Raw genomic sequence first — 14,898 nt, forward strand, 5'->3', positions numbered from 1 at the left:
GCCAAAGAGGGCATGTTCCGCACCAAGACGGTCGAGCAGTCGATCCGCGACACGGAGGAGCCGGAGCACAAGCTCAAGAAATCCCTCTCCGCGCTGGACCTGACGGTCTTCGGAGTCGGTGTCATCATCGGCACCGGCATCTTCGTCCTTACGGGCAAGGTGGCCAAGGAGACGGCCGGCCCCGCGACGGCCCTCGCCTTCGTCGCCGCCGGCGTCGTCTGCGCCCTTGCCGCGCTCTGTTACGCCGAGTTCGCCTCCACCGTCCCGGTCGCCGGTTCGGCGTACACCTTCTCGTACGCCTCGCTCGGCGAGCTGGTCGCCTGGACCATCGGCTGGGACCTGGTCCTCGAATTCGCGCTGGGCACGGCGGTGGTGGCGGTCGGCTGGTCCGGCTATGTCCGCTCGCTGATGGACAACGTCGGCTGGACCATGCCCGAAGCGCTCTCCGGGCCCGAAGCGGCCGACGGATTCGGCTTCGACCTGCTGGCATTCGTCCTGGTGCTGCTGCTCACGGCCATCCTGGTGGTCGGGGTGAAGCTGTCCGCACGGGTCACCGCGGTCGTCGTCGCCATCAAGGTGGGCGTGGTCCTGATCGTGATCATCGCGGGTTCCTTCTTCATCAAGGCCGACAACTACTCGCCCTTCGTCCCCGACGCCGTACAACAGCCCGCCGGAGCGGGTCTCGACGCCCCACTGGTCCAGCTGATCTTCGGTTACGAGCCGACGAACTTCGGCGTCATGGGCATCTTCACGGCCGCCTCCGTCGTCTTCTTCGCCTTCATCGGGTTCGACGTCGTGGCCACCGCCGCCGAGGAGACCAAGCTGCCGCAGCGGGACATGCCGCGCGGCATCCTCGGCTCGCTCCTCATCTGCACGGTGCTCTACGTCGCAGTGTCGCTCGTGGTCACCGGCATGCAGCACTACAGCGAACTGTCCGTCAGTGCCCCGCTGGCGGACGCCTTCAAGTCTGTCGGACACCCCTTCTACGCCGGTGTCATCAGCTTCGGCGCCGCCGTCGGCCTCACCACGGTCTGCATGATCCTGCTGCTCGGCCAGACCCGCGTCTTCTTTGCGATGAGCCGCGACGGCCTGCTCCCGCGGTTCTTCTCCGTCACGCACCCGAAGTACGGCACCCCCTACCGCCCGACCATCCTGCTCGGGGTGGTCATCGCGATCATCGCGGGCTTCACCAGCCTCGAAGAGCTCGCGACACTGGTGAACATCGGCACGCTCTTCGCGTTCGTCGTCGTCGCCCTCGGCGTGATCGTCCTGCGCCGGACCCGGCCCGACCTGCACCGGGCGTTCCGCACCCCGTTGGTGCCGCTGGTTCCGATCCTCTCGGTGGCCGCCTCGGTCTGGCTGATGCTCAATCTGCCGGCCGAGACGTGGCTGCGGTTCGGCATCTGGATGGCGCTGGGTTACGTCGTGTACTTCGTGTACAGCCGCGGCCACAGCCGCCTCGGCCGCGTGGGCGACGACGCCAAGTACTAGTAGCTGTCGGGACCGGCCTTTTCCGGCCAATCCGGTTCCGCAGGCACACCCCGGCTCCGTATGTCCCGTTTCGGCGTGGACTGCGGAGCCGGATAGCTTGGCTCGCATGCTCACGCGGCCGCCGCTTCCGTCACCGTCCGTGTCCGCGCCGGCCGTGCCCCGCCCGAGGCAGGCCCCCGGCGCCCGGCCCGCCGCGCCCCCGTACTGGCGGAGCCTGCTGCCCGCCCTGGCGCTGCTGGCCCTCCTCACCCGCCTCCCGTCCTTCCGCCACCCCCTGTGGAACCCGGACGAGGGGTATCTCGCCGTACAGGCAAGGATGCTGGCCGACGGGGGAGTGCTCTACGACACGGTCGTGGACCGCAAACCGCCCCTGCTGCCCTGGCTCTACGAGAGCGCCTTCGCGCTCTTCGGCGACGAGTCGCTGCTGCCTCTCCAGCTCTGCGCGGCCGCCGCCCAGCTCATCACCGCGGCGCTGCTCGCCTCGATCGCCCGCCGCCGCTGGGGTGACGCGGCGGGGCGCACGGCCGGCGCCCTCTACCTGCTCATCTCCATCGGGCTCAACCCGCAGGACGCACAGGCGGCGACGTTCGAGGTCTTCATACTGCCGTTCACGGTGGCGGCGATCTGGTGCGCGGACCGGGGCCGCTGGTGCGGCGCGGGCGTGGCGGTCGCGGCGGCGTTCCTGACGAAGCAGACGGGCGGCGCCGTCCTCGCCCCGGTCCTGTGGCTGCTGTGGCAGAACGCACCGGCCCGAAGCGCCCTGTTCCGTACTGCCTTCGGCTTCTGCCTGCCCGTGCTGTACGCCGCGCTGCTCACCGGGCCGCACCGCTTCCTCTTCTGGACGGTCACCGGCTCAGCGGCGTACGCCTCCTTCACCGGCTCGGAACTCCACGTCCTGTTCCGGGCTCTGGCGAACACGCTGCTCCTCGCCTTCGCCTGCGCCGGGCTCATCCCTCCGGTCCTGCGCGCACTGCGCGTGGCCAGGACCGGCGCGGCCGACCTGTGGCTGTGGCTCCTCACCGCGGCCGGCGCGGTGATCCTCGGATTCCACTTCTTCGGCCACTACTACCTCCAGCTCATGCCGCCGCTCGCGCTGCTGGCCACGGCCGCGCTCCAGGTCCTCCCGGCCCGGCGAGCGGCCGGGGCGGTCCTGACCTCTGCGTGCACGTGCGCGGTGTTCCTGGCGTGGGGGCTGCTGGCGCCCCGGCCCGAACTCGCGCACGTACAGAAGGTCGCGAAGGCGGTGAAGGTACGGACCGAACCTCAGGACCGCGTCCTCGTCTGGGGGATACACCCCGAGGCCTACTGGCTCGCCGACCGCGCACCCGCCAGCCGCTACCTCACGGCGGGCCTGCTCACCAACTACAGCGGCGGCCGCAACGGCCCGCAGGTCGGCGAGAAGTACGCGATGGCGGGCGCCTGGCCCGTCTTCCGCGGCGAAATGGCGGCGCGGCCCCCGGCCCTGATCGTCGACGACTCACGCGGGAAGCCCTACGCGCCGGAGCGGGTGCCGACGCTGCGCAGGCTGCTGGCGGGGGAGTACGAGGAGCTGACGACGGTCGACGGAGCGGTGCTCTACGTACGCTCCCCTTCGGCGTCGTCCGCGCCGCCCCGCTGAGGCCGCACGGTGCGCGGCCCCGCGCACCGAGCGCCGTACGCCTCCACGCGCCGTCTGAGCTCCCGGTCGGCGGTGACGACGAGCACGGACCCGCCCCTGCCCGTCTCCTCCGCGACCACCTCGACGATACGGTCGTCGCCGCTGCCGGGCGCGGACTCGACCCGTACGCCGGGCACGGAGGCCACGTCACGGGCGGCGCCCTCGACGACGAGGACGACGGCGAGGGGGCCGGGCAGCGCGGGGTGGCCGGGGATGCCCTCCTCGGCGTACACCTGGAGGTGGTCGCGCAGGCGCTCGGCGGCTCCGCGGCGGTCGCGCCACCAGCCGTCGGGCACAGATCCGACGACATTGGCAGCGTCCACGACAACCAGAGTTCTCATACCATCCTCATAGCACGAGCGCGACGCGTGAGGCAGTCGCCACCAGGCAAAACGCTATGCTTGTTCGATACCACGGAGATCCGAAAAGCCGATGTACAGAAGGTTGGCCTGACGCCATGAGGCCGCGGAGCGCGCGTAAGACCGAGCGAATTTCCCCGTCCCCCTCGGGCCCGTCGGCCCCCCCGCCCGCGACCGGCCCAGGGACCGGCCGCTGGCTTCTGCGCGGCAAGGACGACCGGCTCACCGCCTACGCCCCCACGGAGGGCGGACTGCTGCGCTGGACGGAGGCCGCCCCGGGCGGCCCCGACTGGACCGGCCCCCAGTTCTTCCCGGCCCCCGGCATCGAGCACCTCGTCCTCGCCCAGGGACCCGACGGTTACGTGCACCTCATCGGCCGCCGCGAGAGGGGCGACACCGTAGACATCGTGCACGCCATCCAGTACCAGACGGGCCGCCCGCTGACCGCCTGGCACTCCCTCGGCAACCCCTACAAGACGGCCGAGCGCGGCCTCAAGGTCGGCATCCCGGCCGTCACCGTCAACACGGCGGGCTCGGTGCACGTCTTCGTACGCAACGCGGGGCGCGGCATGCAGATGCGCCGTCAGGCCGCGAACGGCAAGTGGGAGGGCTGGAAGGACCTGAGGGGCAGCAAGGCCCACGACGCTCCGGTGGCAGTGGCCACGGCCTCCGGCACGGTGGAGCTGCTGGTCCCGGCGGAGGGCAGGACACTGCGCTGGACGCAGGAGAAGCCCGGCGGCGACCTGACGCAGGCGGACGACATCCCGCTCGCCCCGGCGATCCGTACGGTCACCGGCCTGGAGACCGCCGACGACATCGTCACGTACTACTGGAACGACCCGGACTCCAAGGGCATCACCGCCCACCGCCCCGGCGACACAACCATCCCTCTGTCCGGCAGCCCTGCGGACAGCCCGGTGGCCGCCCTGCGCGCCGAGATCGGCGGTCACGACTGTACGGTCCTGGCCCATCGCGGCGGCGACGGCCGGCCCGTGCTGGCGGCCTGCGTGACGCACGCCGAGGGCGACGGCGTGTGGTGGACCGCGACGGGCGAGGAATGCCTGGGCGCACCGGCGCTGGCGGTCGACGCGACGGGCCGCGTGGTCCTCGCGGTCATCGGCCGGGACGGCGCGCTGCACGTGGCCCGGCAGAAGCCGGAGGAGGAGGGCCTGGCCCTGGCGGCCTGGTCCCGCGTCTGAGCACACGTCTCCCCGGTACTTCTCCCCGACGAACCGAGCCCGGCACACCTTTCGGTGCGCCGGGCTCGGTCACGTACGGCAGAAGGTTACGCGGGGACGCTCGCGACGCCCTGCGCCAGGAACTTCTTGCCGTTCACGCGCTCCGAGTAGCCCTCACGGTCCAGGTACGGCGTGATGCCGCCCAGGTGGAAGGGCCAGCCGGCGCCCGTGATCAGGCAGAGGTCGATGTCCTGCGCCTCGGCGACGACACCCTCCTGAAGCATGAGCCCGATCTCCTGCGCCACAGCCTCCATGACGCGGGTACGGACCTGCTCCTCCGTCAGGACGCTGTCGCCCTGCTTGAGGAGAGCGGCGACCTCGGGGTCCAGCTCGGGCTTGGCCCCGTTCTCGGCGGAGTAGACGTAGAAGCCGCGCTTGCCGGCCTTGACCACAGCGGCCAGGTTCGGCGACACCGTGAAGCGCTCCGGGAAGGCGCGGTTCAGGGTCTCCGACACGTGCAGACCGATGGCCGGGCCGACCAGCTCGAGCAGCACCAGCGGGGACATCGGCAGACCGAGGGGCTCGACGGCCTTCTCGGCGACCGCGACCGGGGTGCCCTCGTCGATGGTGTTCTGGATCTCGCCCATGAAGCGGGTGAGGATGCGGTTCACCACGAACGCCGGGGCGTCCTTGCAGAGCACCGCGGTCTTCTTCAGCTTGCGCGCGACACCGAAGGCCGTGGCCAGCGAGGCGTCGTCGGTCTGCTCGCCGCGCACGATCTCCAGGAGCGGCAGGATCGCGACGGGGTTGAAGAAGTGGAAGCCGACGACCCGCTCGGGGTGCTTCAGCTTCGACGCCATCTCGGAGACCGACAGCGAGGAGGTGTTGGTGGCGAAGATCGCGTGCGCCGGAGCGACCGCCTCGACCTCCGCGAACACCTGCTGCTTGACGCCCATCTCCTCGAACACGGCCTCGATGATGAAGTCGGCGTCGGAGAAGCCCTCCGCCTTGTCCAGCACACCCGAGACGAGACCCTTGAGACGGTTGGCCTTGTCCTGGTTGATACGGCGCTTGCCGAGCAGCTTGTCGATCTCGGCGTGGACGTAGCCCACACCCTTGTCGACGCGCGCCTGGTCGATGTCCGTCAGTACGACCGGTACCTCCAGGCGGCGCAGGAAGAGCAGCGCCAGCTGCGAGGCCATCAGGCCGGCGCCGACGACGCCCACCTTGGTGACCGGGCGCGCCAGCGACTTGTCCGGCGCACCGGCGGGACGCTTCGCGCGCTTCTGGACCAGGTTGAAGGCGTAGATGCCGCTGCGCAGCTCCCCGCCCATGATCAGGTCCGCCAGCGCGGTGTCCTCGGCGTCGAAGCCGGCGCCCAGGTCGCCGTCCTTCGCCGCCGCGATGATCTCCAGCGCGCGGTACGCCGCCGGGGCAGCCCCGTGCACCTTGGAGTCCGCGATCGCCTTGCCGCGCGCCACGGCCTGGTCCCAGGCCTCGCCGCGGTCGATCTCCGGGCGTACGACCTGAAGCTCGCCGCGCAGCACGGAGGCCGTCCAGATCAGCGACTGCTCCAGGAAGTCCGCGCCCTCGAAGATCGCGTCGGCGATCCCGAGCTCGTAGACCTGCTTGCCCTTGAGCTGCTTGTTCTGGTTGAGCGAGTTCTCGATGATGACCGAAACCGCGCGGTCCGCGCCGATCAGGTTCGGCAGCAGCGCGCAGCCGCCCCAGCCCGGAACCAGGCCGAGGAAGACCTCGGGCAGCGAGAAGGCGGGAAGCGCGGCAGAGACGGTGCGGTAGGTGCAGTGCAGGCCGGCCTCGACGCCGCCGCCCATCGCCGCGCCGTTGTAGTACGCGAAGGACGGGACGGCGAGACCGGACAGACGGCGGAAGACGTCGTGGCCGCCCTTGCCGATCGCCAGCGCGTCCTCGTGCCGCTTCAGCAGCTCGACGCCCTTGAGGTCGGCGCCGACCGCGAAGATGAACGGCTTGCCGGTGAGGCCGACGCCGACGATGGAGCCCTCGGCGGCCTCCTTCTCGACCTGGTCGATGGCGGTGTTCAGGTTCGCCAGCGACTGCGGGCCGAAGGTGGTCGGCTTGGTGTGGTCGAAGCCGTTGTCCAGCGTGATCAGCGCGAACCTGCCCGCGCCACCGGGCAGTTCGAAGTGCCGTACGTGGGCACTGGTGACGACCTCGTCCGGGAACAGCTCGGCCGCACCCTTCAAAAGCTCAGCGGTGGTGCTCACTTGCTGCCTCCGGCGTCCTTGTGGTTCGGGTTTTCCCAGATCACGGTGGCGCCCATGCCGAAGCCGACGCACATCGTGGTGAGGCCGTAGCGGACCTCCGGCTGCTCCTCGAACTGGCGGGCCAGCTGAGTCATCAGACGCACGCCGGAGGAGGCCAGCGGGTGACCGTAGGCGATCGCGCCGCCGTACTGATTGACGCGGGCGTCGTCGTCGGCGATGCCGTAGTGCTCCAGGAACGCGAGGACCTGGACGGCGAACGCCTCGTTGATCTCGAAGAGGTTGATGTCCTCGATCGACAGACCGGCCTTCGCGAGGGCCTTCTCGGTCGCCGGGATCGGGCCGTAGCCCATGACCTCGGGCTCCACGCCGGCGAAGGCGTACGAGACGAGGCGCATCTTCACCGGGAGGTCGTGCTCGCGGGCGAAGTCCTCGGAGGCGATGATCGAGGCGGTGGCGCCGTCGTTGAGACCGGCCGCGTTACCGGCGGTGACGTTGCCGTGGACGCGGAACGGCGTCTTCAGGCTCGCCAGCGACTCCAGCGTGGTGCCCGGACGCATCGGCTCGTCGGCGGTGACCAGGCCCCAGCCGGTCTCGCCGACGTCCGCGTTGGTACGGCGCACCGAGACCGGCACCAGGTCCTGCTGGATCTTGCCGCCGGCGTACGCCTTGGCGGCCTTCTCCTGCGAGCGCACGGCGTACTCGTCGGCGCGCTGCTTGGTGATGCTCGGGTAGCGGTCGTGCAGGTTCTCGGCGGTCATGCCCATGAACAGGGCGGACTCGTCGACCAGCTTCTCGCTGACGAACCGCGGGTTCGGGTCGACGCCCTCGCCCATGGGATGGCGGCCCATGTGCTCGACACCACCGGCGATCACGGCGTCGTACGCCCCGAAGGCGATCGAACCGGCCGTCGCGGTGACGGCGGTCAGCGCACCGGCGCACATGCGGTCGATGGAGTAGCCCGGTACGGACTGCGGCAGACCGGCGAGGATGCCGGCGGTACGGCCGAGGGTCAGGCCCTGGTCACCGATCTGCGTGGTCGCGGCGATGGCGACCTCGTCGATCTTCGCGGGGTCGAGGCCGGGGTTGCGGCGCAGCAGCTCCCGGATGGCCTTCACGACGAGATCGTCGGCGCGGGTCTCGTGGTAGATGCCCTTCGGGCCCGCCTTGCCGAACGGGGTGCGGACGCCGTCGACGAAGACGACATCCCTGACGGTACGAGGCACGATTGGCTCTCCTCCAGGGTGCGGGGTGGCACTGCTGCACGTCGGGGCACGCCGCGAGGGCGTGCTGCGTACCGCCATGCTACTTGCGGGTAACCAAGCTGCCCACCCCCCACGGCGGGAGCGGCGAACGTCACACGACGAAGCCCCCGGCCGAGGGCGGCCGGGGGCTTGATTTCAGGTGGCTGCGATCAGGTGGCCGCCGTCACGGCCAGCGCCTTGGTCAGCAGTGGCGAGACCTGCTCCACCTGCCACGGGCGAGCGCCGTACGAAGCCAGCGAAGCCGCCACCGCGTCCTGTGTCGCGTCCTTCGGGGGCTCCCAGCAGACCCGGCGCACCGTGTCCGGGGTGATCAGGTTCTCCTGGGGCATGTTCAGCTCCTCGGCGAGCGCGGAGACGGCTGCCCGCGCGGCCGACAGGCGTGCTGCCGCCGCCGGATCCTTGTCCGCCCAGGAACGCGGCGGGGGCGGGCCGGTCACGGCCGCTCCGGGCTGCGGAAGCTCCGAGTCCGGCAGCGCCCTGGCGCGGTCGACGACTCCCTGCCACTGCTCCAGCTGCCGGCGCCCCATGCGATGGCCGAAACCGGGCAACACGGACAGCGCCTGTACGTTCAGCGGTACGGCCAGCGCCGCCTCGACGATCGCGGTGTCGCTGAGCACCTTGCCGGGCGACACGTCACGCCGCTGGGCGATCCGGTCGCGGGCGTTCCACAGCTCCCGCACGATCGCCATCTGCCGCCGGCGGCGCACCTTGTGCATCCCCGACGTACGGCGCCAGGGGTCCTTGCGGGGCGGCGCGGGAGGGGCCGACGCGATGGCGTCGAACTCCTGCCGGGCCCACTCCAGCTTCCCCTGCCGGTCGAGCTCCTTCTCCAGCGCGTCCCGCAGGTCGACGAGCAGCTCCACGTCGAGTGCGGCGTAGCGCAACCAGGGCTCGGGCAGCGGGCGGGTGGACCAGTCGACCGCGGAGTGGCCCTTCTCCAGGGCGTATCCGAGGACGGACTCGACCATCGCGCCCAGGCCTACGCGCGGGAATCCCGCGAGGCGGCCCGCCAGCTCGGTGTCGAACAGCGACGTGGGAACCATGCCTATTTCGCGCAGGCACGGAAGATCCTGCGTGGCGGCGTGGAGGATCCACTCGCTGCCGGCGAGGGCTTCTCCCAGGCCGGAGAGGTCGGGGCAGCCGACCGGATCGATGAGCGCGCTGCCCGCGCCTTCGCGGCGCAGCTGTACGAGGTAGGCCCGCTGGCCGTACCGGTATCCGGACGCCCGCTCGGCGTCGACGGCCACGGGGCCGGTGCCACGGGCGAAAGCCGCGACGACTTCGTCGAGGGCCTCTTGCGTGGCAACCACCGGCGGAATGCCTTCGCGAGGCTCCAACAAGGGAATCGGCGCCGTCTCGACGTCGACCGGGGGGGCGCCCCCGGGGTTTCGCAGGTCTGGCTCTGCTGCGGTCTCTTGGGCGTCGGTCACGTGTAAAGGGTATCTGTACGAGCGAACGCCTGACCTGCACTCGTCCTCGAAGGCACGGGTGACCTGCGAAAACCAGTCTCAGTAGGTCTCATCACATCGCGGTGGTTCCCGCGCCGGAGTGGCCTGAATGTGCCCTCGGCGCCCGATATCCTCACGCGAGCGGTGCCGCCCGGCGTTGCGGCACCCGATCCGGCATAGTCCCGATCAGGGATGGCCGAGCGGCGGAACACGGCACAGAATCGGTGCTGCGGGTAGTTCGATTAGGCTGACGAGAGCCATGCCCCACACATCTCTCCGCGAAGCGGTCCGCGCGTACCTTCACCTCATACGTGAACGTGATGAGCCGATCGGACGGCGTGAGCTGAGGCGGTGCGAAAGCGTGCTTCTCCAGCTCGACCGACACTTTCCCGGCCGCCGGTGCGACAGCATCACGACGTCCGATCTTGCCGACTTCTTGCTACGGTCCGGACGGAATCTGCGTAGGCAGCGGCTTCGGTAGAGGCAAGGTCTACCGGTGGGCCCTGAATCAGTTCTTCGGGTACGCGCCCGGCCCGGGGTGGACGCACGACAGGGTGCGTGTCCCTACACCGATGATTCGGCCTCGCAGGGGCTGGGGAGAGTTGCCCGAAGACCCACTTATGGTCGCTGCCCGTCAGCTGCGCGATGAACGCCTCCGAGGTCAGCGGTTCATCTCACTCCGCCCGTACGACGATCGCAAATGACGTACGGAGACGTCTGAAGGACTTGTGTCCGCTTCGGCCGGTGTGACTCATGCAGTCGACGTCCACGGCCGCAGAATCCGTCGAGGGCGTCGCCTCCCAACCACACCCGCCGATGCACTGTGCCTCGTACGTGATGTCGGTGTCGGGGTGCTCTGTGATCTTGTGCAGGACGTAGCGGTACGCCGCGCGCAGGCTCGTCATCGGTGCTCCATCGGGTGGTTGCGGATCTCCGCACTCGTTTCGAACGCCTTGCTGTCGTCCCCGCGCCGTCGTGCGGCATTCAGCTCCTTTATGAGCGCGGCGCACACTCCACAGCCTGCCGCCGGATTGGCTTCGTACAGCCAATCGTCGGTAGGCAGCTCCACGTGGGCCGTCTGGTAGCGCGTTGGCTCGCTCATGCAATTGCACGTTAGAGACGACTGGGGTGCGCGCTCCACTGCCTTGCACGGATTTGCACGTCAACTCCTCGTGCACGCCAATGACTTGACGACTGCCCAGTGAGGCATGAAGCTCGTGCAAGTCTGAGCAAGCACCCAGAGCGCGGGAGGCTGGCATGTCCGTCGAATTCGTTGGCATCGACCCCGACACCGATCGTGATCACTGCCCCACGGTGTGGGCTGACGCTGAGGCGCAGGAGATCTTGCTTCAAGGCTGGAAACCCGACGCGGCGACGAAGGCGCGGTGCGAGGCGACCAGCCCGGCCAACGGCGGGGTACCCGAGAGCGAAGCGATCATCCGGATTCCGGCCCGGATGGTGCCCATGATCAGGGAGGCGTGCGATGCCGTCGAACGTGCCCGCGTTCGCTGAGCTGCTGGGCCGATGCCAGCGGTCCGCCGTCCACCTGGAGATGCGCGACTCGTACGCAAGCACAGAACGATTCGAGGCGTGGAAGCGCGGGGAACGCATCGACTGGGCCCACCGCGAGTCGTGGTGGCACCCGTACGACCAGATGATTGCCGACGCCGTCGCCCGTGGTGTCGTTGTTCGCCGTGCGCGCATCGTCTCCGAACCGGTCAGCGAGTACATCCGGTGGGAGCACTACGTCACCCACGCCAACGTAACGGCTGGCGAACAGGTGCGCTGGCTCCCAAGGCGGATGGCAACCGGCCTCGCGCTGCCGGGCAACGACTTCTGGGCGTTCGATGATGCACTGCTGCGCGTGCACCACTTTTCGGGTGACGGCGATGTGGTTGAGGACGAGATCACGGACGACCCCGCCACGGTGAAACTCTGCGTCACGGCGTTCGAGAGCGTGTGGGAGCAGGCCATCCCGCACCAGGACTACCGCATCTGAAGGAAATGACCAGCTCATGCCCCCGCACCCATCTGCGAGCGTCCGGCGGGCGCGTGAAACCATCGCCGCCCGACTGCGAGACCTGCGTCTGGACGCCGGGATCACCGGGCGTGAGCTGGCCGTCAGATGCGAGTGGTCCGAGTCGAAGACGTCGCGCATCGAGAACGCCCGCACCCCGCCCTCAGACGCTGACATCCGGGTTTGGTGCAAGGCGTGCGGCACCGACGACCAGGCGGCCGACCTGGTCGCGGCCAACCGGCAGTCCTCCGACGCGTATGTCCAGTGGAGGCGCCTTCAGCGCACCGGGCTGCGACGGTTGCAGGAGTCCGGCGCCAGCCTCTACCAGCGCACTGGGGGCTTCCGCGTGTACTGCTCAGACGTCGTCCCGGGCTTCCTTCAAACCCCGGGCTACGCCACCTCCTTGCTCTCCTCGATCGCAACCTTCCGGGGCACGCCGGACGATGTGAGCGACGCGGTCGCGGCACGCATGAAACGCAACAGCGTCGTCCGGGAGGCCAACCACCGGTTTTCCATCCTCCTGGAGGAATCAGTACTCCGGTACCGCATCGGGGACGCCGAGACGATGGCCGCTCAGCTCGGGCACCTCCTGACCGTCATGGCGCTCCCCCGCGTGGCCATGAGCGTCATCCCTTTCACAGCCCAGCGAGCCGTGTGGCCGATGCCGACGTTCACCATCTTCGACGACGAACGCGTACACGCCGACTCTCTGGACGCTGCCGCCACCCTGACGCAGCCCAGCCAGGTCAACCTTTACGCGCGGGCCTTCGGCCGCCTCTCGGAGAGCGCTGTACGCGGTGCCGCTGCCCGTGCCCTCGTAGCCGATGCCCTCGGGGCTTTGGATGCCTGAAGGCGGATGCCCCGAGGCCGCCGCCGGGGGCGTGGAGCGCGCGTTCGTTCCCCTGTCGTTCGCGTGACCTTGTGATGAATCGATCGTTGTTAGATATCAACGGGCTTTCGGGGGGTGCGCGGGGATGGCGGGTGATGGGGTGTCGATCGTGCGGACCGCGACGTGCACGATCACTGCCGCCTGCGAGGATGCGGGTGGTCGTCCGCTGACCCGGGCAGAACTGGTGGCGCGGGTGGGGTGGCTGGCCGCGCTGGTCGCTGAGTGCGGGCAGAGCGTGCTGGACGCGCACTGGGACGATGTGGGCATCGACGCGGTGACCGCGGAATCCGCCCCTGACGGGCGGCGGATGAACCCGCTGGGCTACAAGGCCGCGCAGCAGGTATTCGGTCCGACTCCATTGCCGGCCGGGGTGAAGGGCTCCTCGAGGGTGGCGCAGATGGGTGCGGAGTTGGCGGTGCGCCAGCTGCGCTCGGCTGCCTACCGGCGTGAGACCGTGGATGTGCTGCTGCGTGATGGGCGCCTTGAGGCCTGCGCGGATGCGGTGTGTGCTCGCAATGAGCGCCGTCGCATCGGACGCTTCCTCGATACCTGCCACGCCCTGCCCCTCGGGTTGTTCACCCTGGAGCCGGTTCCGCCGCGTCTCCCGGCACTGGTGCCGTTGAGCGTGGCCGACGCACAGTTCTTCACCGCCCGATGCGGACCCGATGAGCAGTCGGCGACGGCCGCACTTGCGGAGGAGCTAGCCGATCGCGCCACCCATACTGCCGCGCAACGCGCCTACTACCGTGCCCGCGCCTTCGTCCCGGCCGCCCCCGGCGTCGAAGGCGCCCAGGGCCGGGACGGCAGTGCTGCAGGGCTGGAGACGTCGAGCCCGCCAAGGCGGGCGCGGGTGGTGCGTGAGGGCGGGGCGGTGATGGTGCTGCGCCTGCTGCTGCCGACCGTGGCCCTCCCGGCCCGGGCCGACCAGTGGTCGTGGTGCCGTCTGGTCATTCCCGTGCCCGTCCGGTACCGAGCTGGGAGCATCTGCCCGCCGACCTTGCGAGTGGTGGCGGGGAAGGTTCGTGCTGATGTGCCGGTCCGTCTGCCCGCCGTTCCCCAGATGCTGGCGCCCCATCAGCTTCCGGGCCGGGTTTTGGGGGTGGACTGGGGGGTGCGCAGGCTGCTGACGGCGAGTGTTGTGTACGCGATCGCAGGGCCCCATGGCACTCGTCAGGCAGCCACTGATGGACGCCCGTTGTTCTTCCAGAGCGGCGCATTGCAGGGCAAGGCCCGCCGCCTGGGCACCCAAGCCGCCGCCCTGCGCGCGAAGGCCGATCACTATCAGCGAATGCTGGAGACCACCCGAGCAGAGACCGGGGGCACGGTCGGCAGTGGCGGCGTCAGGCGCTTGTACGAGCTCCTGGACCGGGCCCAGGCGCAGGCCGGCGAGCTGGCAGCCAAGCAGGCGGCGATCAATGAGCAGCTTGCCCGCGCTGCGGCCCGCTGGCTGATCACTCAGGCCCAGGCTGCCGGGTGCGACACGATCGCGCTGGAAGACCTCGCGGATCTCGAACACCGCGGCCTCGGTAAACGCACCAACCACCGCTGCAGCCTCGCCTTGCGCGGCAAGACCGCCGAGTATGTGCGCCAAGGGGCCGCCGAGGCAGGTCTGCGCGTGGTGAGCGTACGTGCCCGGGGAACGTCCAGTTCCTGTCCGCGCTGCGACGGGCGCCTGATTCACCGCACCGCGCCGAACGGCCGCTCCGGGCACGCCTGGGCTATCTGCCCCGGTTGCGGACACAGTGCTGACCGTGACCACTGCGCCGCCGAGAAGATCGGCCAACGCGCCCTGCAAACCGAGGCCCCTCGGATGCGTTTGATGCGCACCCGCACTACCCACTTGGTCCGCCGGACACCCCGGCGAGCCGGGCCGGTACGCGTCCGGGGCCCGAAGGTGACCGAGCCAAAGGGCCGCCCCACCCCGCGCAGAGCCGCAGCGGCATCCGCCGCGCTTGCTCCCACTGCTCCCCGCTTTGGTGTCCGTGTCGGCGCCGTAGCGGGTGCTCCAACCGCAGGGCCGGGCGCTTGCCGCCCGGCCACCTCGCCGTCCCTCAATCGCCCTTCCCGGGGCGCGTGGGGGAACCGTCCGGCCAGGCCCCGCCCCAGGACACCGATCCAGGCAGGGGAACAACGACACGCGCCTTACCCGTTCCACGCCATCCGGCTGGACGGCCTGCTCAATGCTTTCCGGACTCGCCTACGCGCCAGCCCGCTCCGCTACTACAGGGACCCGACCGGCCCGCACCGAGCGAAAAAGTCCGGATCGAGCAGGAAAGAGTAAGGCGAAATCCGACGGTATCTGTGTATGAGCGGCGCCCGCCGACGGAACGTTCCGTCGACGGGCGCAGGAG

At 69.8% G+C, this 14,898-nt stretch carries 13 protein-coding genes; 7 read left to right on the forward strand and 6 right to left on the reverse strand.

The genetic code is table 11. The features are described 5' to 3' along the window. The first annotated feature begins 12 nt into the window (after positions 1-12). On the forward strand, positions 13-1,491 hold the full coding sequence (locus AC1P0E_RS26500; RefSeq protein WP_482744612.1) for an amino acid permease: 1,479 nt from the start codon (positions 13-15) through the stop codon (positions 1,489-1,491). A 106-nt stretch (positions 1,492-1,597) separates the two neighbouring features. Continuing rightward, complete coding sequence (locus tag AC1P0E_RS26505) at positions 1,598-3,109, forward strand: glycosyltransferase family 39 protein (RefSeq protein WP_482744613.1); 1,512 nt, start codon at positions 1,598-1,600, stop codon at positions 3,107-3,109. Here AC1P0E_RS26505 and AC1P0E_RS26510 read toward each other — a convergent pair. Further along, on the reverse strand, positions 3,067-3,489 hold the full coding sequence (locus AC1P0E_RS26510; protein WP_482744614.1) for a PIN domain-containing protein: 423 nt from the start codon (positions 3,487-3,489) through the stop codon (positions 3,067-3,069). The genes AC1P0E_RS26505 and AC1P0E_RS26510 overlap by 43 nt on opposite strands. A gap of 116 nt (positions 3,490-3,605) precedes the next feature. Here AC1P0E_RS26510 and AC1P0E_RS26515 point away from each other — a divergent pair, with 116 nt between their 5' ends. Beyond that, a complete protein-coding gene (locus AC1P0E_RS26515) occupies positions 3,606-4,706 on the forward strand; it encodes a DUF8189 domain-containing protein (RefSeq protein WP_482744615.1) in 1,101 nt (366 codons plus the stop codon). An 86-nt stretch (positions 4,707-4,792) separates the two neighbouring features. On the opposite strand, the gene AC1P0E_RS26520 is transcribed toward AC1P0E_RS26515, so the two are convergent. From AC1P0E_RS26520 to AC1P0E_RS26540, 5 genes are all read right to left on the reverse strand, one after another. Further along, a complete protein-coding gene (locus AC1P0E_RS26520; protein WP_482744616.1) occupies positions 4,793-6,931 on the reverse strand; it encodes a 3-hydroxyacyl-CoA dehydrogenase NAD-binding domain-containing protein in 2,139 nt (712 codons plus the stop codon). Next, entirely contained in the window at positions 6,928-8,154 is a 1,227-nt protein-coding gene (locus tag AC1P0E_RS26525; protein WP_482744617.1) for a thiolase family protein, read from the reverse strand. The genes AC1P0E_RS26520 and AC1P0E_RS26525 overlap by 4 nt, the downstream gene beginning before the upstream one ends. Positions 8,155-8,342: 188 nt before the next feature. Continuing rightward, entirely contained in the window at positions 8,343-9,623 is a 1,281-nt protein-coding gene (locus tag AC1P0E_RS26530) for an HRDC domain-containing protein (RefSeq protein ID WP_482744618.1), read from the reverse strand. A 692-nt stretch (positions 9,624-10,315) separates the two neighbouring features. Further along, entirely contained in the window at positions 10,316-10,546 is a 231-nt protein-coding gene (locus AC1P0E_RS26535; RefSeq protein ID WP_482744619.1) for a DUF7848 domain-containing protein, read from the reverse strand. Then, entirely contained in the window at positions 10,543-10,743 is a 201-nt protein-coding gene (locus AC1P0E_RS26540; RefSeq protein ID WP_482744620.1) for a hypothetical protein, read from the reverse strand. The genes AC1P0E_RS26535 and AC1P0E_RS26540 overlap by 4 nt, the downstream gene beginning before the upstream one ends. 155 nt (positions 10,744-10,898) lie before the next feature. Between AC1P0E_RS26540 and AC1P0E_RS26545 the strand changes: the two genes are divergently transcribed. From AC1P0E_RS26545 to AC1P0E_RS26560, 4 genes are all read left to right on the forward strand, one after another. After that, the gene (locus AC1P0E_RS26545) at positions 10,899-11,153 is read left to right on the forward strand and encodes a hypothetical protein (RefSeq protein ID WP_482744621.1); all 255 of its coding nucleotides are present in this window, start codon (positions 10,899-10,901) and stop codon (positions 11,151-11,153) included. Further along, a complete protein-coding gene (locus AC1P0E_RS26550) occupies positions 11,125-11,640 on the forward strand; it encodes a DUF6879 family protein (RefSeq protein WP_482744622.1) in 516 nt (171 codons plus the stop codon). Before AC1P0E_RS26545 ends, AC1P0E_RS26550 begins: the two co-directional genes overlap by 29 nt. 16 nt (positions 11,641-11,656) lie before the next feature. Next, the gene (locus AC1P0E_RS26555; protein ID WP_482744623.1) at positions 11,657-12,508 is read left to right on the forward strand and encodes a helix-turn-helix domain-containing protein; all 852 of its coding nucleotides are present in this window, start codon (positions 11,657-11,659) and stop codon (positions 12,506-12,508) included. A gap of 139 nt (positions 12,509-12,647) precedes the next feature. After that, complete coding sequence (locus AC1P0E_RS26560) at positions 12,648-14,828, forward strand: zinc ribbon domain-containing protein (RefSeq protein WP_482744624.1); 2,181 nt, start codon at positions 12,648-12,650, stop codon at positions 14,826-14,828. Positions 14,829-14,898 lie beyond the last annotated feature (70 nt).

It is taken from the genome of Streptomyces sp. TRD_SC_5, from assembly GCF_056836825.1.

Excerpts from the sequence above, each read along its gene's own strand:
- AC1P0E_RS26510 (WP_482744614.1), bottom strand. The coding sequence starts at position 3,489 with ATGAGAACTCTGGTTGTCGTGGACGCTGCCAATGTCGTCGGATCTGTG.
- AC1P0E_RS26550 (WP_482744622.1), top strand. The coding sequence starts at position 11,125 with ATGCCGTCGAACGTGCCCGCGTTCGCTGAGCTGCTGGGCCGATGCCAG.
- AC1P0E_RS26555 (WP_482744623.1), top strand. The coding sequence starts at position 11,657 with ATGCCCCCGCACCCATCTGCGAGCGTCCGGCGGGCGCGTGAAACCATC.
- AC1P0E_RS26515 (WP_482744615.1), top strand. The coding sequence starts at position 3,606 with ATGAGGCCGCGGAGCGCGCGTAAGACCGAGCGAATTTCCCCGTCCCCC.
- AC1P0E_RS26540 (WP_482744620.1), bottom strand. The coding sequence starts at position 10,743 with ATGAGCGAGCCAACGCGCTACCAGACGGCCCACGTGGAGCTGCCTACC.
- AC1P0E_RS26535 (WP_482744619.1), bottom strand. The coding sequence starts at position 10,546 with ATGACGAGCCTGCGCGCGGCGTACCGCTACGTCCTGCACAAGATCACA.
- AC1P0E_RS26545 (WP_482744621.1), top strand. The coding sequence starts at position 10,899 with ATGTCCGTCGAATTCGTTGGCATCGACCCCGACACCGATCGTGATCAC.
- AC1P0E_RS26505 (WP_482744613.1), top strand. The coding sequence starts at position 1,598 with ATGCTCACGCGGCCGCCGCTTCCGTCACCGTCCGTGTCCGCGCCGGCC.
- AC1P0E_RS26500 (WP_482744612.1), top strand. The coding sequence starts at position 13 with ATGTTCCGCACCAAGACGGTCGAGCAGTCGATCCGCGACACGGAGGAG.